The sequence below is a fragment of the Paenibacillus hebaui genome, from assembly GCF_051934385.1.
Taxonomy (GTDB): Bacteria; Bacillota; Bacilli; order Paenibacillales; family Paenibacillaceae; genus Paenibacillus.
The window spans coordinates 1,616,217-1,637,678 of record NZ_CP196836.1; the positions used below are offsets into that span (position 1 = coordinate 1,616,217).

Sequence of the window (21,462 nt, forward strand, 5' to 3'; positions counted from 1 at the left end):
GCCATGAGTAAGTGAAACATCGATGGTAATCTGTGAAGGTATGCACACCAAAAAACAGCCCTTTTCCAAGCGGTTTATCGCTGGAAAGGGCTGTTTGGATTGGATATGTTCGGATGATGCACACCTTCGTTGGTATGCGGTTTGTCAAAAGGATTACTCCGCGTTCAGTACAAACTTCTCAATAACCTGCTTTACGCCGTCTTCGTTATTGCTCGCGGTAATGTAGTCTGCCAGCTCTTTAAGAGCAGGGATGGCATTCCCCATCGCTACACCTAGACCGGCAACTTCCAGCATCTCATGGTCATTCCAGGAATCTCCGATGGCAATGCACTCACTTAATTGGTGACCGAAGTGATCTGCCAGGAAGGTTAGTGCATGACCTTTCGTTCCTTCGTGATGCATGATTTCAAGGAAGTAGGGCTTGGATTTGGTGATGTGTACTTCCGGTCCGAGCAGTTCACGCAGGGCAACCGCAACCTCGTCGAGGTAATCTGGCTCATCGATGATGAGCAGCTTCGGTGTTTTTTGCTCGATGACTTTGATGAAGTCAGGTTCGATGTGATATTGCGTTCCGTTCAGCTTGGCGTAGTCCCGCAGCTTGTCGTTTTCTTCACGGGCATATAGTTTATCGTCAATGTACGTTTGCAGGTGCAGATTATGCTCCAGACAGTAGTCGTACAATTTGCGGGAAGCTTCCTGAGGAACATAGCGCTCGTAGAGTACTTTTTCGTCCAGCAGGTTTTTCACCAAAGCGCCTTGGTATGTAATGATTGGCACATTCAGCTTCGTTTGGCGTGCGAGTGCTTGGGCGGAAGCGTAGGCACGTCCAGTCGCCAGTGTTACAACGACACCATGGGCAACCGCTTGCTCCAGGGCAGCTTGTGTGGCAGGGGTTACTTCCTTGTTATCGTTGATCAGGGTATCATCAATGTCGATTGCGATTAATTTGTAGGTCATCTGTGTTTCTCTCCTTTTTTATCTGTATCTATAATAACGAACGAAAAAATAAGTTTTACACGAGGCCACCCCGAATACAGATTCATCTTTCGATCGCTGTTATCCCCGGATTTTTTTGATTCCATTCCCCCAAGGGGAAATCCGTTGATAAAGGCGAACGCTTCGCTTCTCCCGATGAATTCTGTCTTCTCCGTTAACGTGTAAACAAAGACTTCGTTCTAAAACTATGCTTACATTTAAATCTTACTCCTCCAGGAAAATAAGGCCAATAAAGTCCTCCAGCTCCAGGTTGCCGAAGTAATGTTTTACATCCAGATCTCCCAGGGCAGTACGCACCTCGGATTCCTCATAACGCTTGCCACGCAGCATGTCTTCAATATCCGCCACATCACCTACGCCGAAGAAGTCACCAAAGATTTTGATATCTTCAATGCGTCCATCCTTGATGTTCATCCGCAGATCAATGATGCCGACAGGGAACTTGCGGGTATGCTTCACATTGCTTTCCGGGGAAAGCCCGTAGTTCCAGTCCCAGTTGTTATAACGCTCAGCGGAGATTTCGTTGATTTTCTCCCAATCTTTCTCCGTGAGTTCATATTGAGGGACGTCTTGTGGCTCCATACGGAAAATGTGACGCAACAGCTCGTCCCGGAATTGTTCAATGTTCAGGTTGCTGTCAATCAGATCCCGAATGTTGGCAACACGACTGCGCACGGATTTGGTGCTCTTGGACTTGAACTTCTCCGGGTTAACGTTGAGTGAAGCCTGGACATGGTCGAGGTTCAGATCAAACATCAATGTGCCGTGACTGAACATGCGGCCGCGCGTAGAAAATTGGGCGTTGCCCGAAATTTTCTTTTCTCCCACTTGCAGATCGTTGCGTCCGGTCAGTTCGGCATTCACACCAAGCTCTTGCAGGGCTTCCACCACAGGCTGGGTGAATTTGCGGAAGTTATGGAAGGATTGTCCGTCATCCGCTGTAATAAAGCTGAAATTGAGGTTGCCCAGATCGTGGTAGACTGCTCCGCCTCCCGAGAGACGACGAACAACCTGCACACCGTTATCCTGAACATACTCGATATTGATCTCTTCGATAGTGTTCTGATGTTTTCCGATAATAATGGACGGGCGATTGATGTAAAACAGCAAGTAACTGTCATCCATCGGCAGATGCTTCAGAATGTATTCCTCAATGGCGAGGTTTACAGAAGGATCTGTAATGCCCTGGTTATCAACAAACAGCATGGTCATTCCTCCATTAATGTATGTGAGGGTTGGTTATCCCTTATGTAGTGATACGTTACGGAATCGAAATTCCTTCTCTATTGTAAACGAATTGTCGATAGGACACAAAGGAATTGAAACGGCAAAGGGCTTGAACAGCCAAAACAGGATTGACCCCTGCCTGCCACGCCATCCATAATAAAAAGGACATGCAGAAAGGATGACGGACAGAATGACCGGTTTAATTGAAGTTTTTGGACATGGCGGTGACGTGGAAACGGCCGCGGCACGTTTTGGAGGGAATGCTGCAGATTTTCTCGATTTTAGTGCAAACATTAATCCTCTGGGTCCACCGCGGGAAGTCTTGGAGGCTCTGGAGCAAGGATTGCATACGGTACTTCGTTACCCCGATCCGGGTCATCGGGCGTTCAAATCTATACTCAGTGACCGTCTGGGCGTGCCACAGGATTATATATCCGTAGGTAACGGGGCAGCGGAAAGTATGGCTCTAATTTTGCAGGGACTTGCGCCACGCAGAGTAGGGACGGTTGAACCAGGATTCTCGGAATACAGTGCATTATCCAAACAATTCGGAGCAGAGGTCCATCATGTCCTAGGACGGGAAGAACTGGACTGGCGAGCAGAACCGGAGGATATCGAAAAGCTGATGGAACGGGTGGGCTTGCTTTTCCTGGGACAGCCCAACAACCCCAATGGGGTACAGTATTCGGTGGAGGTTTTGCAACGGCTTGCCCGTAAAGCGGAGACAACCAATACGATATTGGTTGTCGATGAGGCTTTTATGGACTTTATTCCTGAATCGGAACGGCAATCGCTTGCTCCCAGACTGAAAGAGTACTCACAGGTGATCATCATTCGCTCGATGACCAAGTTTTATGCGATTCCAGGCTTACGTCTGGGTTATGCGATGGGTCGTCCCGAACTGATTCATGCCATGACAGAGAAACAAGTGACGTGGAGTGTGAATGGACTGGCGCTGATCGCAGGAGAAGCTTGTCTGCGCAGCGGGGAGAGTTTTGAACAGGAGACCATGGCGCTGGTGTCACTCGAGCGGAAGAGATTGACGGCTGGGCTGGAGGCTTTGGGATGTAAAGTGACGCGAGGGGAAGCAAACTTTATATTGGCCATTCTTCCCGAGCCGTGGACGGCGACATCCATGCAGGCTGCTCTCGGTAAACGGGGTATACTGATCCGCAGCTGCGCGATGTATCCGGGACTTGGAGAACGACATGTACGTTTTGCGGTCAAGGATGCGGAGGCTAATGCACGTTTGCTGGAGACGATGAGAAATGTAATTGGGCCTAATACGACTACCCCATTAGAGGCAGGAGGACAGAATGATGGCACTTCCATTCTATAACGTCTATGAACGATGTACCGATGTACAAACAGATGCACAAACAGATGTTCAAACAGACCAACGCGAATATAGATCCTCTGTGTGGCCGGGGTTAAGCATCTCTGCACATGTACGGCATATTAAAGCATCCAGCCCCTCGGTTGTACAAGCACTTTCCAGTGCCGTGTATGGGGGCGGCATGATTGAACTAGATCGCATATTCAACATCTACGTGGACAAACATTATCGGTGTGATGATCCACCGCGTGATATTGCCGACCTTTTGAGTGAATGGCAGGAGCGGGAAGATCAATGCGCAGGACTTCTGACGGCGGTCCGATTGCAGCATACAGCCATCCAGGAATATGAGGGCGATGAGTTCGGATTACTATGCTGTACAACGGCTGGAGTATCCAATGCGGCGCGGGCAGGCTCTGCAAGGATCGTGTTTGATGCTGCGGGAAATGAGATAGGGAATGAGATGATGTCTCAGAAACATGGGGAGAGTCCGATTTCAACCTATACTCCCGGTACGATTAACATCATGTTGTGGCTGAACGGGCATCTGACTGCTGGAGCTATGGTGAATGCCGTACAGACTGCGGTAGAAGCAAAAGCCGCTGCGCTGGCTGACTTCGGTGTGTTGGATTCGGAAAATGGTCTAACCGCGACCGGAACAACAACGGATGCCATCGTGCTCGCGGTAAGTCAGACGGAGGAGAATAAACCGCTTATCTCTTACGCCGGGACAGCTACTGTAATGGGGGCAGCCATCGGCCGGCTGGTGTATAACACGATAACGGAAAGCCTGCAAGCCGCGCAGGAGTGGAAAGAGAGGAGTAACAAGCCATGACCTCTCTGATGAGTCAATGGGCTTCCTGGCCGATCTGGACGGGGATGGCAGGAGCCTGGATTATTATTGGGGCATACCTGCTGGATCGTTGCATCGGAGATCCGCGCTGGATTCCTCATCCCGTGATTGGCATGGGAAAGGCCATCACTGCATTGGAGCGAGCTATTCGCTCCAACGTGAGCACCAATCAGGGGCTGAAGAGGGCAGGCGTTTTATTTCCCGTTTTGCTTGCAGGCGGTTCTTTTGCAGTGACCTGGGGGTTGCTCTATGTGCTGACTCTCATTCATCCTGCCGTTGCGGTTGTGGCTGAAGTGGTGCTGATCGCGACTACCATAGCCTCCAAAGGTTTGAAAGATGCAGGCATGGAAGTTTACCGCCATTTAATTCAACAGGATTGGCCTGCGGCGCGACGTTCACTGGGTATGATTGTAGGACGTGATACGGCTCATCTGGATGAACCGGAGATTGTGAGAGGAACGGTGGAGACGGTTGCCGAGAATATCGTGGATGCCATCGTCTCTCCACTGTTCTATGCCCTGATTGGTGGTGCGCCGCTTGCGATGGCCTATCGGGCCGTGAATACACTCGATTCCATGGTGGGTTATAAAAATGAAAAATATCTGCATCTCGGTTGGGCATCTGCCCGGCTGGATGATTGGGCCAACTGGATTCCTGCTCGGCTTACCGCTTTGCTGTTAATTATGGGAGCCTGGTTCATGAAGTTGAATGCGAGAGGTGCAGCGTGCATGATATCCCGGGATGCGCGGCTGCATCCAAGCCCGAATAGCGGTTTTCCCGAGTCGGCGGTGGCCGGAGCGTTGGGAATACGACTCGGTGGACATAATGTTTACCATGGTGTAGCTTCTTTTCGCGCCTATATGGGTGAGCAGACACGGCTGATGGAAGCAGAAGATATTGTGCGAACAACACGGCTTATGTTCTGGTCAGCGGGTTCCTTTGTGTTGTTATGTTGGCTGGTTACCTTCGGGATCTGGGCTGCTGGAGGTACGCTGTTATGGATATAACGAACGGGCACGGTGTAGTACAAAGTGGAGAGATTATCTTCATACGTCATGGTACAACAGCCTGGAATCAGGAAAAAAGATATCTCGGGCATACCGACATCGGTCTGCTGCCCGAAGCAGAGCAGGAACTGGACCCGCTGCGCGAGCAGTTCAACAACGTCACATGGGACGCCCTCTATTGCAGTGATCTGCTGCGTTGTCAGCAGACACTGGCACTGGTTGCGCCTATGCAAGCGGGACAAGCCAAGCTGGATGCCCGTCTAAGGGAGATTGACTTTGGTCAGTGGGAGGGCCTGACCTATGATCAACTCAAGGAAAATCCACAATACCGGGACTGGATCGATGCTCCGCAAGAGGTGACGCCCCCGCAGGGCGAGCCTTGGAAAGCATTTGCAGCGCGGATGGATTCATTTCTGGAGGAATGTCTGTTGCCCATTCAACCAACACTGTACTCCCGTAACACAAACACCAACACAAACGTGCCGAAGATAGTTGTGATTACGCACGGCGGGGTCATCCGTTACGCGCTATCTCGTCTCATTTCAAAACTGGGATTCTGGGATACGCAGGTGATACCCGGACAAGCGATAAAGATCCGGCTGGATGGCCATGGGCAGAACTGGGTTGGAACCCGATTGACTTTTCCGTAAATCGGGTTGTAAGGATGTACAATATAACCTATAATCACAACAGAAGTGTGACTTAGCAAGTGCATCATCGGATACGGGCGCGATAAGCCTGCGATGGATGCAGCATGTTCACTTGAATGGTTAAATAATATTAGCGACCAAGGGTCCCGATTGCATACAGCAATGGCTCATGGATTCCGATAATCCATGGATGGCAAACGGGTGAAATAGGGAAGCCGGTGTAAATCCGGCACGGTCCCGCCACTGTAAATCAGGATGAACTCCTGTAAGTCAGTTTACCTGCCCTGGACGTACAAGCCGGTGTTCCTTCGAGGAAAGGACAGCGTTTCGGGCAGTTCTCTGTGCATGTACAGCGCCAAGCTGACCCTGCGCAGATTCGCCACTTGCGAGACGTCATCCCTAATCCTGACCTAAGGATTGGGGATTTTTATTTTTTTCGGAACACAAATTCAAGGAAAATTGGGACAGGAACACTACTCAACAGAATGGATAGAGAAGGGGAGAACGAACAGAATGAATATCAAGAATTGGAAAGGCATAGCGTCATTGCTAAGTGCAGCGATGTTGGCACTGACGTTGGCCGGATGTGGGGCAACAACAACTAAAGAGGGTACAGGGACTACACCACAGCAACCTGCACAGGAGCAATCCGCAGATCTCAAAACACAATATCCAATTACGGTTACAGATGCTACGGGTGAATCATTTACCTTTGACAAAGCACCTGCCAAAATTGTATCCGTATCTCCGGCTGAGACGGAATCCTTGTTCGCACTCGGACTGGACGAGCAGATCGTAGGGGTATCCGACTTTGATGATTATCCAGCAGCAGCAACGAAAAAACCAAAAATGGGTGGCGTATCAAAGCCTAATGAAGAGTCCATCATTGCAGCCGAAGCAGACATCGTATTTACAGGGATTTCGATGAGTAAAGAGTCGGTGAAGAAACTGCGCGATCTGGGCATTACTATTTTCAAAACAGACCCTAAATCGGTGGACGATGTGATGAACAATATCGAAACGTTCGGTAAAATCACCGATCATCAGAAAAAGGCACAGGAGATCATCACCCAGATGAAACAGGATGTGTCTGATGTAACTGAAGCGGTAAAGGCGGTTAAACCGGAAGATAAGAAAAAGGTATATGTTGAATTCTCCCCAGGCTGGACTGTAGGTAAAGGTGAATTCATGGATGAATTGATTACACTGGCCGGAGGTAACAACATAGCTTCGGACAAAGAAGGCTGGTATGAGATTAACGAAGAGAATGTTATTGCTTCCAACCCGAATGTGATTCTGTATGCAAATGACGTGGTGGAGGATAACAAGACGCTGGACAAGATTATCAAGAGTCGTAGCGGCTGGGATCAAATCACGGCTGTGAAAAATGATGCAGTCATCGGACTGGATGCCAACCTGTTGAGCCGTCCGGGACCACGGGTAACCCAAGGTCTGATAGAAGTAGCCAAAGCGATCTATCCTGATCTGTTCAAATGAGTAAAAAGCTGGCAGTGTACGGAACGGCCGGGATGGTGCTGCTTGTATTGACCGTGCTCATCTGTACGGGCATCGGTTCGGTTGCCCTGCCTGTTCGGGACATTGCAGGCATCCTGCTGCATCGTATTCCCTGGCTGGGCGACTGGATTGTTCCTGACTGGAATACAGCAGCAGAACAGATTATATGGAAGGTCAGGTTCCCACGTGTACTGCTGGCCGTACTTGTAGGTGCATCATTGGCGATTGCCGGAACGGGATTCCAGGGGGTTCTTCGTAACCCTCTGGCTGATCCGTTTACCTTGGGCGTATCGTCCGGTGCATCGGTGGGTGCGGCTTTTCTGATTTTCTTCGGATTGCAGTATGCGCTGATTGGGATCTGGACCCTGCCACTGGTCGCGTTTCTGACGGGAGTAATCACATTGTGGTTTGTGCTGGCCCTTGCTCGTGAGGGGCGAAAAATACCGACACACAGCCTGATTCTGGCTGGCGTGGTCATGCAAAGTTTTCTGGGAGCCGTCGTCTCCTTCCTGTCAACCATGTCGAAGCAGACCATCAATGAAATTATATACTGGACGATGGGAAGTCTGGCACTGCGCGGGTGGTCGTATACGACCATCCTTTTCCCGTATTTTGTACTGGGGCTGATATTCCTCTGGAGTCGTGCGCGTTCGTTGAATGTGCTTGCCCTCGGAGAACGTCAGGCTGCGCATATCGGGGTTCAGGTGGATGGATTGAAGCTGTCAGTACTCGCTGTGGGTACACTGCTTACGGCAGGCGCAGTCTCCGTATCCGGTGTGATTGGCTTCGTCGGATTGGTCATTCCGCATATGCTTCGGCTCATCGTTGGACCTGATTATCGCTTGCTGGTGCCTTTGTCCGCGATTGGGGGAGCCATCTTCTTGGTCTGGGCAGATACAATTGCACGCTCATTGCTGGCGCCGACTGAAATACCCCTGGGTGTGGTTACGGCCTTTGTTGGAGCACCATTCTTCGCGTATCTGCTGCATCGGAACAAAAAGCTGCGGAAAGGGATGATGCCATGAGTACGATCATGAGAACAGACCTTGACGAGAGCAGGCCAATAATCGAAGTCACGGGAGCGGGCAAGATGTATGGCAATCATCGGGCGCTGCATGCGGTGGACTGGCAAGTCACAGAGGGGGAATGGTGGGGCGTTGTGGGTCCAAACGGCAGTGGCAAATCAACTCTGCTTCAACTGCTCGCCGGAACCGAACATCCGAACGTTGGCAGCATACAAGTTGATGGCAGGGACATTTCCTCATACACTCGTAAAGACTTGTCGCGTATGATTGCCGTATTACAACAGGATGGTCTGCCCGCAATCTCATATCCCGTAAGGGATGTTGTCGAGATGGGGCGTTACCCTTACCAGAACTGGCTTGGACGTGAGTCTTCGGATGGAGCAGCAGTGGTCGACCGGGTACTCGAAGAGCTGGGCCTGACCGAAATGGCCGAACGGCCTTTGGATGCACTTAGTGGAGGGCAGCGGCAACGTGTTGCTCTCGCCAAAGTCATGGCCCAGGAGCCAAGACTGCTATTGCTGGATGAACCCACCACATTTCTCGATATCAAATATCAATTGCAATTTATGGAATTATTATCTGTTTGGCGCCAAAAAAACAAGATTACGATTGTGGCTGTGCTGCATGATCTGAACTTGGCTGCGCAATTTTGCAATCATATACTGGCGCTGCGGGACGGGACATGCGTAGGTAGTGGAACACCCCATTCATTGATGACGGAAGAGAATATTCGGGATATCTTTCGGGTGAATCCAGCCATGGTGGAGCATCCCGACAATGGATTGCCACAGCTACTGCTGAGACGGGAAAAGAAGTGAATGAAGCGGGGGCGACCCCATATTTTGATGAAGGAAGTGCTGGCTGTATGAATAATGAACAGGTGTTGAAACAGTTAATGGGTCGGATCGTGGGTCCTAATCAAGAAGTCGCGGCAGAAGCCTCTGCGCATGTGGACGCATTGACGAAACCACCCGGTAGTCTGGGGAAACTGGAACAGCTGGTTATTCGTCTTGCGGGGATAACCGGAGAGGCTCGTCCGTGTTTTGATCGCAGATCCGTTATTGTTATGGCTGCAGATCACGGCGTGGTGGCGGAAGGTATCAGTGCTTTCCCTGCCGAGGTGACGCCGCAGATGGTCCTTAATTTCCTGGCTGGAGGGGCTGCAGTCAATGTGCTTGCCCGTCACGCCGGAGCCGATGTAATCTGTGTGGATATCGGGGTTAATGCCGATCTGGAACATCCTGACCTGCTTTCCCGCAAAGTTCGCAAAGGTACGGCCAACATGGCAAAGGGTGCAGCAATGACTCGCGATGAAGCGATTCAAGCCATTCTTGCAGGGGTCGACGTCGTATCGGCAGAGGTGGCAAAGGGAACACAATTGTTCGTGACCGGGGAAATGGGGATTGGCAATACAACCGCAAGTGCAGCGGTGATGTGTGCATTAACAGGAGTCGCACCAGCTTCCGCGGTTGGGCGAGGAACGGGTATTGATGATGCGGGATTGCAGCGTAAAGCCGCCGTGGTTAGCCAGGCGCTTAGTGTGAATTCCCCGAATAGGGAAGATGCACTGGACGTACTTTGCAAAGTGGGTGGCCTGGAGATTGCCGGACTGACGGGTGTGATTCTTGCTGCAGCTGCGAACGGATGTCCTGTTGTCGTGGATGGATTCATCTCCACTGCTGCCGCCTTGATTGCAAGACAGCTTGCTCCCGTGAGCACAGCCTATATGATTGCTTCCCATACCTCGCATGAAAGTGGACATGCAACCCTGCTTCGCGAACTCGACCTGAAACCGATGCTGGATTTGGATATGCGGCTGGGCGAAGGAACCGGAGGTGTGCTCAGTCTTCATCTGATTGATGCAGCCTGTCTCCTTTTGAACGAGATGGCAACTTTTGCAAGTGCAGGGGTATCCGATGGGACAAATAAGGCTTTGGATGCCGATGCGGGTGCACGTAAGGGTGATGTAGCGGACTCTGATGCTGCAGGTGCTTCGACAGTTCAAGGAGAGGTCTCGCTATGAGTGTGTTGGTGACGGGTGGGGCGCGTAGTGGTAAAAGTTCATTTGCCGAGCGTCTCTGTATGCAGCGTTCCTCGGAGGCGTGGTATGTGGCTACGGCTCAGGCGTATGATGACGAGATGCGCGAGCGTATAAGTCTGCACCAGAATCAGCGCGAGGCATCAGGTTATCTATGGCACACGTTGGAGGAACCACTCGCATTACCAGCACTCATTACACGCATGGGAGAAGACCATACGGGTACTTCTGCACCGACGATTCTGGTCGATTGTCTGACGCTCTGGTTGACCAATGTTTTGCTTGCACATGAACACGAAGATGAGCAGGTGTTGCAAGATCACATGGATGCACTGGTAGTAGCAATCAGGTCGTACCCGGGTCTGCTTGTGCTTGTCACGAATGAAGTGGGCGATGGTATTGTACCAGAGTATGCGCTCGGCAGAAAATATCGGGATCTGGCAGGCATATTAAATCAGCGGATTGCAGCCATATGCCGTGAAGTGTTCCTGGTGACTGTAGGCATTGCGATTGAGCTGAAAAGCAAGGAGTATCGTTTATGACAGATAGCACTCATCAACGTAAACACGCGGCTGCGGCCGCTTTTCAATTTTTGTCCCGATTTCCGGTAAAAACGCAGATTGACTTCGTCCCGCCACTACTGCGGGAAAGTGTCGTGTATTATCCACTGGTGGGTGCAGCGATTGGACTATGCGTTTGGCTCGCAGGGGCCTTAACTGGTGCGGTACTTCCCGCCTTTCCCGCTTCCGTATTAACCTTAACATTATGGGTATGGCTCACTGGTGGCCTTCATCTGGATGGCTGGATGGATACGGCGGATGGATTGCTCAGCTATCGTACCCGTGAACGGATGCTGGAAATCATGAAGGACAGCCGTGTAGGGGCGATGGGCGTGATCGCCTGTGTCCTGCTGCTGATGATGAAAGCAGCCTTGATCGCAGATTTTATCGCACGTGGTAACTGGATCTATGGTGCGCTGTTGATCCTGCCCATGATCTGGAGTCGCTGGTTCATGGTGTATGCCATCTCAGCCTGGCCGAATGCACGTGGAGATGACGGACTTGCAGTCTTATTCAAAGGATTGGGTGAGCGGAGGGAAGTCCAGCGTGCGCGCAGCTCTGCGGTCGGGTTGACCCTTCTTGCAGGTGTAATTACGTTTGCTGCTGTATGGATATTTCGGCCGGATATAGGCACCGCAGATGCCATGATGAGTAGACTGGGAACATTGCCATGGTGGTTGTATCCTGTGTCGGTTGTCATTGTTGTACCTTTTGCGTGTTACATCATTGGTAAATTCGTTGCATCACGCATCAGTGAAAGGCTGGGCGGACTTACAGGAGACACGTACGGAGCGATGAATGAGCTGCTGGAAGCGGCTTTGCTCACGGTGCTTAGTGTGCTTCAGGGACTCTTTTGGCTGTGAAAAACGCACGGAATGAGTAAGGTGAGACATAACAGGAGACTGAGGTGATGGTGCATGGAAGATACGCCTGTACAACAACCGGCGGCAGTACTCATGCTGCAAGGGACGGCATCGGATGTGGGGAAAAGCGTGATTACAACGGCGCTGTGCCGTATATTCAAGCAGGATGGCTTCAAGCCAGCCCCGTTCAAGTCACAGAACATGGCACTGAATTCCTACGTAACAGAAGACGGCAAGGAGATTGGCCGGGCCCAAGGAGCACAGGCTGAAGCCTGCGGTATTGAAGCGACGACGGATATGAATCCGATTCTGATCAAGCCGGTGCGGGACATGCATTCGCAGATCGTGGTACACGGTGTGCCTTTTGCACAGATGAGTGCATCGGATTATCGGCAGAAGTTCCTGCCTGAAGCGAAGCAGACGGTGATGGATGCGCTGAATCGGTTGCGGGACACATACGATGTGGTACTGATGGAAGGAGCAGGCAGTCCTGCGGAGATTAATCTGAAGGACCGGGATATCGTGAACATGAATCTGGCAGGTTGGGCGGATGCACCGGTGATTCTGATCTCCGATATTGATCGGGGCGGTGTATTTGCTTCCATTGTCGGCACACTGGAGCTGCTAGAGCCACATGAGGTCGAGCGTGTGAAAGGTTTTATCATCAACAAGTTTCGCGGCGATCTGTCTCTGTTGCAGCCGGGACTCGACTGGCTCGAAGAACGGACAGGTATTCCAGTATTGGGTGTATTACCTTACATAAGAGATATTCAGATTGAAGCGGAGGATTCCGTAGTGCTGGACTCCATGCGTCATGGGAAATCCGGCAAGACAGACCTGGATCTGGCGGTGATCCGATATCCGAGAATTTCCAACTTTACAGACTTTGACGCACTTTCCCGTGAACCGGATGTGAATGTGCGTTACGTGACCTCACCTGAGGAATTAGGAAGTCCCGATGCCATTCTTCTGCCCGGTACGAAGGATACGATAGGGGATCTGATGTATCTGCGCGAATCGGGACTAGAGCAAGCCATCGCCAGCCAGACTGAATGTGAGCATGTTCAACTTGTAGGTATATGTGGCGGATACCAGATGCTCGGGCGTCATCTGAAGGACCCGTATGCAGTGGAGGTGAATCAGATTCAGGAAGCGCAGGGACTTGGCTGGCTTCCCCTCTCCACAACGTTTCTTCAGGACAAGCAGACCGTCAGGGCTTCGGGAAGGGTACAGTCTCATCATCCGATTCGTCTGCATAATGAACGGGAACCCGATACGGACGTTGCTCCATTATCCATTAACGGATATGAGATTCATATGGGTGTTACGGAGTGCCATGATCCTGCACTTGTAGTCACCTTGTTCGAAATTGCACATCCAGGTGGTCAGCCGTTCCGTGAAGGTTGGGGCACAGCGGATGGAAAGGTGTGGGGAACCTACCTGCATGGCTTGTTCGAAAGTGATCTGTTCAGACGTTCGTGGTTGAATGGCCTGCGTGAAGGGAAGGGACTGGCTCCACTTCGGGAGACGTATAGTGTCCATGAACGCAAAGAGTTGGAGTTCGATCGGGTAGCCGAATCCTTGCGTTCGTCACTGGATATGAAGCGAGTGTACGCCATTATGGGTGTTCAGGCACCAGAGCATATCTGATATATAGAATACCCCCATGACCGGCAACCCGTTCTCTGGAAACGGAATGTTAGCGGCATGGGGGTATTTGTATATCCTATGATTATATAAGGTTTAACTCAGGCAATGATGGGTTAATGGTATACCTGTTAGTTTATTTTGAAGTTCTTCATGGCGGATTGCAGTTCTACCGCTTGCTCATGCAGATGACGAACGGTATTTGAATGTGAATCCATCTCGCTGAGTTGAAGATCTGCTGTTGAAGCAATCTGTTGCATACTCTCACGGGATTTGGATGTAATCTCTGCCGTTTCTTCAACGGAAGCACTCACTTCTTCTGCACCAGCAGATACTTGCTCTGTCGAAGCAGATACCGTCTGAATGGTCAGATTGACGTTTTGGATCAATTCGTTAAGCTGTTGGAAGGCTGAGCCTGCTTGTTGAACCACATGCGTGCCTGATCCAATCTCTTGGGTGACGCGGTTCATGGCATCCACCGAACGTTCGGCGTCTTCACGAATGGTTCCCAGGTAATCGGAGATTTCCTCCGTAGCAGTTTTGGATTGCTCAGCGAGTTTGCGGACTTCTCCGGCAACCACGGCGAAACCGCGTCCATGCTCCCCGGCACGTGCTGCTTCAATGGAAGCGTTAAGGGACAGCATGTTAATCTGTCTGGTAATCTCGAAAATGGATTCAACAATGGTGCCAATGGCGATGGATCGTTCGTTCATCGTTTCTACATAACGCAGCGATTCGCTTGCAGTCTGACCTACACGTTCCATTTGTTCAACGGCATCCTGAGCCAGGCGGTTACCATTAACAGCTTCATTTGCAGCTTCACCAATCTGTTCGGACACTTCGGCAGAAGATGAAGCAATATGCATAATACCCTGTGTGATCTCTTCCATGGCTCTGGCGTTCTCGGACGCGCTTGAAGCGATGCTTACGCTGCCTTTCTCGGCATCTTCCGCAGAGCGACTGGAGTTCTTGACCATTCCGGACATGGATTCAACCCGCTGAAGCAGGTCATTGGAGCCTTGCACTACTTCATTGGACGTGGACAAGGCACGGCTAATCATTTCTTTCAGGTTATGTGTCATCGTCTGGAAGCTTCCGGCAAGCTGGGCAATTTCATCCTTGCCTTTAATCTGAAGCTCAGCGGTCAGATCACCTTGGGATATTTGTTTGCTATGTTGAACGAGCTTGATGATCGGTTGGGTTACTTTTTTGATCATACTGGTTGAGATAAGCCAGCCGAGCAAGAAGACTAAGGCTGTAATCCCCAGACATAACCAGAAGATCTGGGTGATCTTGGCCTGAATGAACTGGGCATCCATGCTTACAGCCATAATCATGTTACTTCCTGCGATCGGCATAAAGGCTGCTTTATGTATCCCAAAGGAATCGGAGTAGACTTCACTGATTACCATTTCTTTCTTCTCGATAGCTGTGTTCATTGCTGATTCTACAGTAATCTCATCTTCTGCTTTCATGCCAGAGGAGGAATTGGCAATGACAACTTTGGCTGAGCCATCCTGTATGGCAACAATGTAAGCTGCATCCAAATTATGTTCTTTTGCTTTATCCGCCAAATAGGATTCTACGGTCAAAGCTGCACCTTCAGAACCGGCTCCGCCACTCTGTACCTGTAGAATTTTTGAAGCAGATGTATCCTTGTATATATCCTGGATGGACGTGTTCAAGACTTTGTCGAACTGCGGAAGCACGTAGCTTTGAATAATATTCATGGATACGGCATAAAAACTAATACTGAACAACAGGGAAGCAACGAGCAGAACGAGGAACAATGTACCTCTGATTTTACCGGCAACGGTGCGATTACGAAACATACAATCATCCTTTCACGTCATGTTCATTAACATTATCGCTTTTCCATCGCCATGAGACTAAATGCCAACGAAGAAAGACCTAATTTTCACGTTGAGAAAATGTGGGAATAAGCGGATATACCTATATTACAGAATTAACCTGAGGTTGAATACTATAATTTTCACGATTCAGTGTATTTTTTTTTAGAAATAGAAGAATTGATTACATACATATTACATAATATCAATTAATACCTACCAGAATAGTTTGTTATGTGATATATTGTTGAATATCGCTTTTGAGCGAGTAGAAAACCGGATGTCCGGTTACTCACACTGAGGAGGATTTATACAAATGAATACCTTTTTAATCATTTTAAACGTAGTGGTTATGCTCGCTCTTCTGGGTGTCCTGTTCTGGATGCAGAAGAAGCATATTTCCTTTACAAAGCGTGTATTTGCGGGTCTGGGGATGGGGGTCGTATACGGCGTTATTCTTCAGTTGATCTACACATCCGATTCTAACATCATTACCAAGTCGGTCGATTGGTTTAATCTGGCCGGTTCAGGATATGTTCGTTTGTTACAGATGGTCGTCATTCCGTTGATTATGGTTTCCATCATATCGGCCATCATGAATTTAAAAGGCAAGCAGAATCTCGGTAAAATGAGTTTTTCGATTATCGCGATCCTGTTGATCACCACGGCGATTGCCGCAGGAGTCAGCATTGTGACGAGCCTGAGCTTTAACCTGACTTCAATCGAGATCGAGGGTGGAGACCGGGAGCTTGCACAAGGGCAGAAGATGGAGGAACGTCTCGTTGATGTGAAGGATCAGACGATTCCTCAGCAGGTGCTGGAATTCATTCCGTCGAATCCATTCGCGGACATGACAGGGGAGCGTCGCTCATCCACGCTGGCGGTTGTTATTTTCTCTGCTTTTATCGGTGTGGCCGTACTTGGACTGGATCGCAAAAAACCACAGCAGGCGGAAACGTTCCGCGGCATGGTGAATGCCGTATATGCGGTGGTTATGCGGATTGTAACGCTGGTGCTTCGATTGACGCCATATGGCATATTGGCCTTGATTACGAAGGTGACAGCAACCACGAATCCGGATGAGATTCTGAAGCTGATCAAATTCGTGATTGCATCCTACGTTGCGTTGCTTGTCATGTTCATCATTCACCTGATTATCATTACACTCTCTGGGTTCAACCCACTTACGTATCTGAAAAAGGTTCTGCCAACCCTGGTATTTGCCTTTACGTCCCGTTCAAGTGCGGCAGCAATTCCGCTTAACGTGGAGACACAGACGAAGAAACTGGGTATATCGGACGGGATTGCGAATCTGTCAGCAACCTTTGGGGCCACGATTGGTCAAAACGGCTGTGCCGGGATCTATCCGGCCATGCTGGCGGTGATGATTGCTCCAACGGTCGGAATCGATCCGCTGAGCTGGGACTTCATTGTTACCCTGATCCTGGTGGTCATGATCAGTTCATTCGGTGTAGCCGGTGTAGGCGGCGGGGCAACCTTTGCTTCCCTGATCGTGTTGTCCACAATGAACTTGCCGGTAGCTCTGGCGGGATTGTTGATTTCGGTTGAACCGCTGATCGACATGGGTCGTACAGCCTTGAACGTGAACGGGTCCATGACTTCAGGACTTGTGACCAGCAAGATTTTGAAAGAAAACGATCATGACACATTCAATGATCAGAGCCGTGATCTGGATTCAGCCGTTCAGGCGTAATTCAGATTTACACTAGGCGGATGGCAGATACAGCCACGAAAGCAGCCGTTCTTCGGGTTAATCCGAAGGGCGGCTTTTTTCCTTTTAGCATCCGTATATCATGCATCATGCGGTTTGTAAGTTGCTTTCGCTATGGTGCACATGGCTCAAATACATGGGGGGGGATTCACATCCGTTGGGCATACCGAAAATATCAGCCGAAGCCAGTTGGGGTTATTTAGTGCTGTTCAATGACGGGGAAATGTGATAGAGTATTCATGTTTTGGCCCGGAGCCAAACCGCGGTTCGTAACCATCCCGCGTAATCAAAACTAGGAAGGCAGTGTTTGTAATTATGTTTAACTTAGGGTGGGGAGCGCTTTTCGTTCTCGTGACGTATGGATTTTTCATACTGTGTTATCGCTTGTTCGGTAAAAAAGGTCTGTATGCCTGGATCGGTGTGGCAACGGTTATTGCCAACATTCAGGTGACCAAAACGATAGATATCATGGGCATTGTTCTGACGCTGGGCAATACGATGTATGTCAGCATGTACCTGACCAGTGATCTACTCAATGAGAAGTATGGACCAGGTGAGGCGCGTAAAGCCGTATGGTTCGGGTTCTTCACATTGATCATGACAACCGTGTTGATGCAGATGGTATTGTTCTTTGAGCCAGCATCTACGGACTTTGCACAGGAACCCATGGCGAAACTATTCGGTCTGCTGCCACGTCTGGCACTCGGAAGTCTGACAGCCTATTTCATCAGCCAGTTCCTGGACGTACGACTGTACTCCTGGCTGCGCAAGGTTGCCCCAGGGCGCAATCAGTTGTGGATACGCACCAACGGTAGCTCGATCATCAGTTCATTTGTGGATACGCTGGTATTTTGCACGATCGCTTTTGCGTTCATTTATCCGTGGGATGTCTGGCTCGAAATCTTCCTGACGACGTATATCATCAAATTTGTATTGACTGCGGTCGGAACGCCATTTCTATATGCAGCACGTAGCTTTAAATTTAAGGACGAAGCCTAATGGCTGTTCTGGTTTCGATGTAATCTCTGCTGTTTATGCTATGCTTTGTGCAAGTCAACCCGTTGGCAAGATGATAAGCACACGCGAAAATGTCCCGCGAAACCATTAACACATGGTTTCGCGGGACATTTTTAATATCTGGATTTAACCACTCTCGTATACGATAACGTCAATGGACAGCCGTGTGATAATTTTTGAATCTTTCGATATGGAACCATATCTGCTCCAAAGAACTGAATGGTGATCGGCATGCTCGAAAAGAGATTAGTCCGCTAGGATTTGCAGTTCTTTTGGATAGGTCGTCAGAACCTCTATACCTGTATCCGTGACGAGTACATCATCCTCGATGCGTACACCGCCTGCTCTTGTATATATGCCCGGTTCAATCGTGAACACTGTGCCTTCATTCAGGATGTCCTTATTTTCTCCATGTAGTGAAGGATACTCATGCACGTCAATGCCCAGTCCGTGTCCAACTCTGTGCATGAAGCGCTCACCGTATCCAGCTTCTTCTGTAACCTGGCGTGCCGCACGATCCACTTCCGCGCAGGTAATACCTGGCTTCACCACCCGGATGGCAGCTTCGTTCGCTGCGAGCACGGTATTATAGATGGTTTGGAGTTCAGGTGAGATGTCCCCAAAGGCAAATGTGCGCGTAATATCAGATGCATACCCACCAGCGTAGACACCCATATCAAACATTAACAGATCCCCGTGTTGCAGCTTCCGTTCACCCGGCGTGCCGTGTGGCAAGCCAGTTTTGGGTCCCGTGAGCACCATGGTATCAAAGGAAGGACCGTCGGCACCCAGTTTCTTCATCTGATATTCCATCTCGGCGACCAGTTCGATTTCGGTAACGCCTGTGCGAACGTGAGACAGTCCTTGGCGGAGTGTTTCTTCTATAAGATAAATGGCATGGCGAATACGAGCCACTTCATCCGGTGTCTTTTTCACACGTAACGTGCGAAGCAGAGGGCCGACATCCTCAAACTGGGCAGCGCCCAGAGCGGCGGTCAGCTGCTCATAACGTGCGACAGTGACGTATTCCTTTTCGACACCAACACGGCCCAAGCGTCCCTGGTAACGTTCGAACAAGGCGTACGGATTGTCCGTATCTGTGTGGGTGGCAATGTTGGATACCGAGGAAGCGGCTGCGGCAGCTTCAGCATCAAGAGCAGGTACGATCAACAATGGTTCTTCGCCGCGTGCGAGAACAAGACCGAGGAAACGTTCATGCGGATTGCTCGCAAATCCAGTTAAATAGTAGATATGTTTCGGATCGGTGATGAGCATGGCATCCAAACCTTGCGCAGACAGATCGGCTTCGAGTCGGGATAAAGGGTTTTGATTCATGAGTGTATATGTCCACCTTTCAGTTCGTTTTCTTTCTATTATAGAAGAATAGTGGAGAATTCCAAAGTGGCGTGGCAACAAGTCATGAGAATAGCCATCATTTGCCGTTTGACTGATCCATGGGAAGGGTAATACAGGGCGAAACCACGTTGGGATTACGAACCGAATTCAGTAGCAATTATCCTAGAATATCATCCTGATTTATACAATGTATAGACGAATAAAATCATTTCGATCTATATCATGCGGATAGGAATTCGCTCCAAGGGTTGATGCAAAATGCTCACTAAAATAATCATATCTCATTCCAGTAGTAGGGAGATGTAATCATGAATAATCGATTGAGTGTTCCGCTATATGCTTCATTGTTAAGTGTGGCTTTGTTGACAGCTTGTGCTTCGGGTGAACCCTCGACAGAATCGCAACAGACGTCGCAGGGAGAGGAGACAGGGCAGGGTCAGACGGCAGCTAGAGGTCATAACAGTGCGAATGGAAACGAGGATGGAACGCAGGGAAATGACCTTATTCCATATGAGGCTTCTGTTATGGTGGAAGGGCTTCATGCACCGTGGGAATTGGTGAGTGTGCCGGACGGTCGGATGTTTGTGACGGAGCGCCCGGGGACCATTCGTGTAATTGAGGATGGAAAGTTGGCACCTGAACCGCTGATTGAATTTACGGCTCCATTTAATGAAGAAGGAGAGGGTGGCCTGCTCGGGCTTGCGGCTGATCCAGACTTTGAAGATAACGGTTATCTGTATGCATATCACTCCTATCTGGAGGGTGATGATATCGCTAATCGTGTATTGCGTTTGAAGGTAAATGACAGGAAGGCGGTTATAGACAAGGAGCTGCTTGGTAACATTCCAGGCGGAACGAATCATAACGGAGGACGAATCAAGATAGGCCCGGACGGTCTGCTCTATATTACGACAGGTGAGCGGTACGAACCGGAATTGGCGCAGAACAAGGATAGTTTAGGTGGCAAAATATTGCGGATTGGTCTGGACGGATCGATTCCAAAAGATAATCCATGGCCGGATTCACCGGTCTACAGTATGGGACATCGGAATGCACAAGGACTGGCCTGGAACCCGGACAATGGATATCTCTATTCCACAGAGCATGGACAGCGCAATCATGATGAAATTAACCGCATCGAAGCGGGCGAAAATTATGGTTGGCCGGAAGTGGAGGGGGACGAGGATGACAACGGCACTTATCAGGCACCACTTGCACATAGTGGCAATGAAAGCTGGGCTCCGTCCGGTGCAGCTTTTGTTGAGGAAGGGCCATGGGCCGATTCACTGATTGCTGCGAATTTGCGTGGGGAGCAACTGCTCAGAATCATTTTGTCCGAAGATGGCACAAAGGTAGAGCAGGTGGAGCCGATCTTTGAAGAGGAGTGGGGTCGCATTCGCAATGTGACCGCTGGAGAAGACGGAAAGTTATATGTGCTTACGAATAATCGGGATGGGCGGGGTTCGCCGCGTGATGGTGACGACCAATTGATTGTGTTGACACCAGGGAATTGAGCGGGAGAGATGTAAATGTGAGAGGGGATTTGTCAATATAATGTTGGCTGCAACAGCGTGCAAGTTCTGAGTGTGGAGTTCGCAAGAGCGTCACTCCAATAGTCCAGAAGTCCATGACCTTGATGCTTCAAGGCATGAAGGCAAGGACTTCAAGACGCTAAGGAATCGGAGGCACCTTATTGCGGTGCTTAGCGTTAACCGCAAAGTTTAACGAACTTCAGCGGCGTTATTATGGCAAAAACCTGTGAAATCACCGCTGAAACCTGGAAATAAGAC

At 49.9% G+C, this 21,462-nt stretch carries 18 protein-coding genes and 1 riboswitch; of the genes, 14 read left to right on the forward strand and 4 right to left on the reverse strand.

Going from position 1 to position 21,462, the window contains the following annotated elements; translation table 11 throughout:
• Positions 1-153: 153 nt before the first annotated feature.
• Positions 154-957, reverse strand: coding sequence for a Cof-type HAD-IIB family hydrolase (locus tag ACR32F_RS07155; protein WP_440117485.1), 804 nt, complete (start codon positions 955-957; stop codon positions 154-156).
• 243 nt (positions 958-1,200) lie between these two features.
• Positions 1,201-2,202 carry a lipoate--protein ligase gene (locus ACR32F_RS07160; protein WP_440117487.1) on the reverse strand — a complete coding sequence of 334 codons (1,002 nt, stop codon included), beginning with the start codon at positions 2,200-2,202 and terminating at the stop codon, positions 1,201-1,203.
• A 211-nt stretch (positions 2,203-2,413) separates the two neighbouring features.
• Here ACR32F_RS07160 and cobD point away from each other — a divergent pair, with 211 nt between their 5' ends.
• The 11 genes from cobD to ACR32F_RS07215 all read left to right on the forward strand — a co-directional run bounded on the left by cobD (position 2,414) and on the right by ACR32F_RS07215 (position 13,720).
• A complete protein-coding gene (cobD, locus tag ACR32F_RS07165; RefSeq protein ID WP_440117489.1) occupies positions 2,414-3,562 on the forward strand; it encodes a threonine-phosphate decarboxylase CobD in 1,149 nt (382 codons plus the stop codon).
• Positions 3,540-4,394 carry an adenosylcobinamide amidohydrolase gene (locus tag ACR32F_RS07170; protein ID WP_440117491.1) on the forward strand — a complete coding sequence of 285 codons (855 nt, stop codon included), beginning with the start codon at positions 3,540-3,542 and terminating at the stop codon, positions 4,392-4,394. The genes cobD and ACR32F_RS07170 overlap by 23 nt, the downstream gene beginning before the upstream one ends.
• A 44-nt stretch (positions 4,395-4,438) precedes the next feature.
• Positions 4,439-5,419, forward strand: coding sequence for an adenosylcobinamide-phosphate synthase CbiB (gene cbiB / locus ACR32F_RS07175; RefSeq protein WP_440119725.1), 981 nt, complete (start codon positions 4,439-4,441; stop codon positions 5,417-5,419).
• Positions 5,410-6,069 carry a histidine phosphatase family protein gene (locus ACR32F_RS07180; RefSeq protein ID WP_440117493.1) on the forward strand — a complete coding sequence of 220 codons (660 nt, stop codon included), beginning with the start codon at positions 5,410-5,412 and terminating at the stop codon, positions 6,067-6,069. The genes cbiB and ACR32F_RS07180 overlap by 10 nt, the downstream gene beginning before the upstream one ends.
• A gap of 146 nt (positions 6,070-6,215) precedes the next feature.
• A riboswitch (cobalamin riboswitch) is annotated at positions 6,216-6,370 on the forward strand.
• 212 nt (positions 6,371-6,582) lie between these two features.
• A complete protein-coding gene (locus ACR32F_RS07185) occupies positions 6,583-7,566 on the forward strand; it encodes an ABC transporter substrate-binding protein (protein WP_440117495.1) in 984 nt (327 codons plus the stop codon).
• A complete protein-coding gene (locus tag ACR32F_RS07190) occupies positions 7,563-8,609 on the forward strand; it encodes a FecCD family ABC transporter permease (RefSeq protein ID WP_440117497.1) in 1,047 nt (348 codons plus the stop codon). Before ACR32F_RS07185 ends, ACR32F_RS07190 begins: the two co-directional genes overlap by 4 nt.
• Complete coding sequence (locus ACR32F_RS07195; RefSeq protein WP_440117499.1) at positions 8,606-9,427, forward strand: ABC transporter ATP-binding protein; 822 nt, start codon at positions 8,606-8,608, stop codon at positions 9,425-9,427. Before ACR32F_RS07190 ends, ACR32F_RS07195 begins: the two co-directional genes overlap by 4 nt.
• 47 nt (positions 9,428-9,474) lie before the next feature.
• Positions 9,475-10,632 carry a nicotinate-nucleotide--dimethylbenzimidazole phosphoribosyltransferase gene (gene cobT, locus ACR32F_RS07200; protein WP_440117501.1) on the forward strand — a complete coding sequence of 386 codons (1,158 nt, stop codon included), beginning with the start codon at positions 9,475-9,477 and terminating at the stop codon, positions 10,630-10,632.
• Positions 10,629-11,189 carry a bifunctional adenosylcobinamide kinase/adenosylcobinamide-phosphate guanylyltransferase gene (cobU, locus tag ACR32F_RS07205; protein WP_440117503.1) on the forward strand — a complete coding sequence of 187 codons (561 nt, stop codon included), beginning with the start codon at positions 10,629-10,631 and terminating at the stop codon, positions 11,187-11,189. Before cobT ends, cobU begins: the two co-directional genes overlap by 4 nt.
• Positions 11,186-12,070 (forward strand): adenosylcobinamide-GDP ribazoletransferase, encoded by an 885-nt coding sequence (gene cobS / locus ACR32F_RS07210; RefSeq protein WP_440117505.1) that lies wholly within the window; start codon positions 11,186-11,188, stop codon positions 12,068-12,070. Before cobU ends, cobS begins: the two co-directional genes overlap by 4 nt.
• A 54-nt stretch (positions 12,071-12,124) precedes the next feature.
• A complete protein-coding gene (locus ACR32F_RS07215) occupies positions 12,125-13,720 on the forward strand; it encodes a cobyric acid synthase (RefSeq protein WP_440117507.1) in 1,596 nt (531 codons plus the stop codon).
• Positions 13,721-13,848: 128 nt separating this feature from the next.
• On the opposite strand, the gene ACR32F_RS07220 is transcribed toward ACR32F_RS07215, so the two are convergent.
• Positions 13,849-15,549 carry a methyl-accepting chemotaxis protein gene (locus tag ACR32F_RS07220; protein WP_440117509.1) on the reverse strand — a complete coding sequence of 567 codons (1,701 nt, stop codon included), beginning with the start codon at positions 15,547-15,549 and terminating at the stop codon, positions 13,849-13,851.
• Positions 15,550-15,883: 334 nt separating this feature from the next.
• Between ACR32F_RS07220 and ACR32F_RS07225 the strand changes: the two genes are divergently transcribed.
• Both ACR32F_RS07225 and ACR32F_RS07230 read left to right on the forward strand, forming a co-directional pair.
• Positions 15,884-17,281: an L-cystine transporter gene (locus tag ACR32F_RS07225; RefSeq protein WP_440117511.1), complete on the forward strand. Its 1,398-nt coding sequence runs from the start codon at positions 15,884-15,886 to the stop codon at positions 17,279-17,281.
• Positions 17,282-17,614: 333 nt separating this feature from the next.
• Positions 17,615-18,298, forward strand: coding sequence for a queuosine precursor transporter (locus tag ACR32F_RS07230; protein ID WP_440117514.1), 684 nt, complete (start codon positions 17,615-17,617; stop codon positions 18,296-18,298).
• A gap of 264 nt (positions 18,299-18,562) precedes the next feature.
• Here ACR32F_RS07230 and ACR32F_RS07235 read toward each other — a convergent pair whose 3' ends face one another.
• A complete protein-coding gene (locus ACR32F_RS07235; RefSeq protein ID WP_440117516.1) occupies positions 18,563-19,651 on the reverse strand; it encodes a M24 family metallopeptidase in 1,089 nt (362 codons plus the stop codon).
• Positions 19,652-19,980: 329 nt separating this feature from the next.
• On the opposite strand from ACR32F_RS07235, the gene ACR32F_RS07240 reads away from it, so the two are divergent.
• Positions 19,981-21,186, forward strand: coding sequence for a PQQ-dependent sugar dehydrogenase (locus tag ACR32F_RS07240; protein ID WP_440117518.1), 1,206 nt, complete (start codon positions 19,981-19,983; stop codon positions 21,184-21,186).
• Positions 21,187-21,462: the final 276 nt, after the last annotated feature.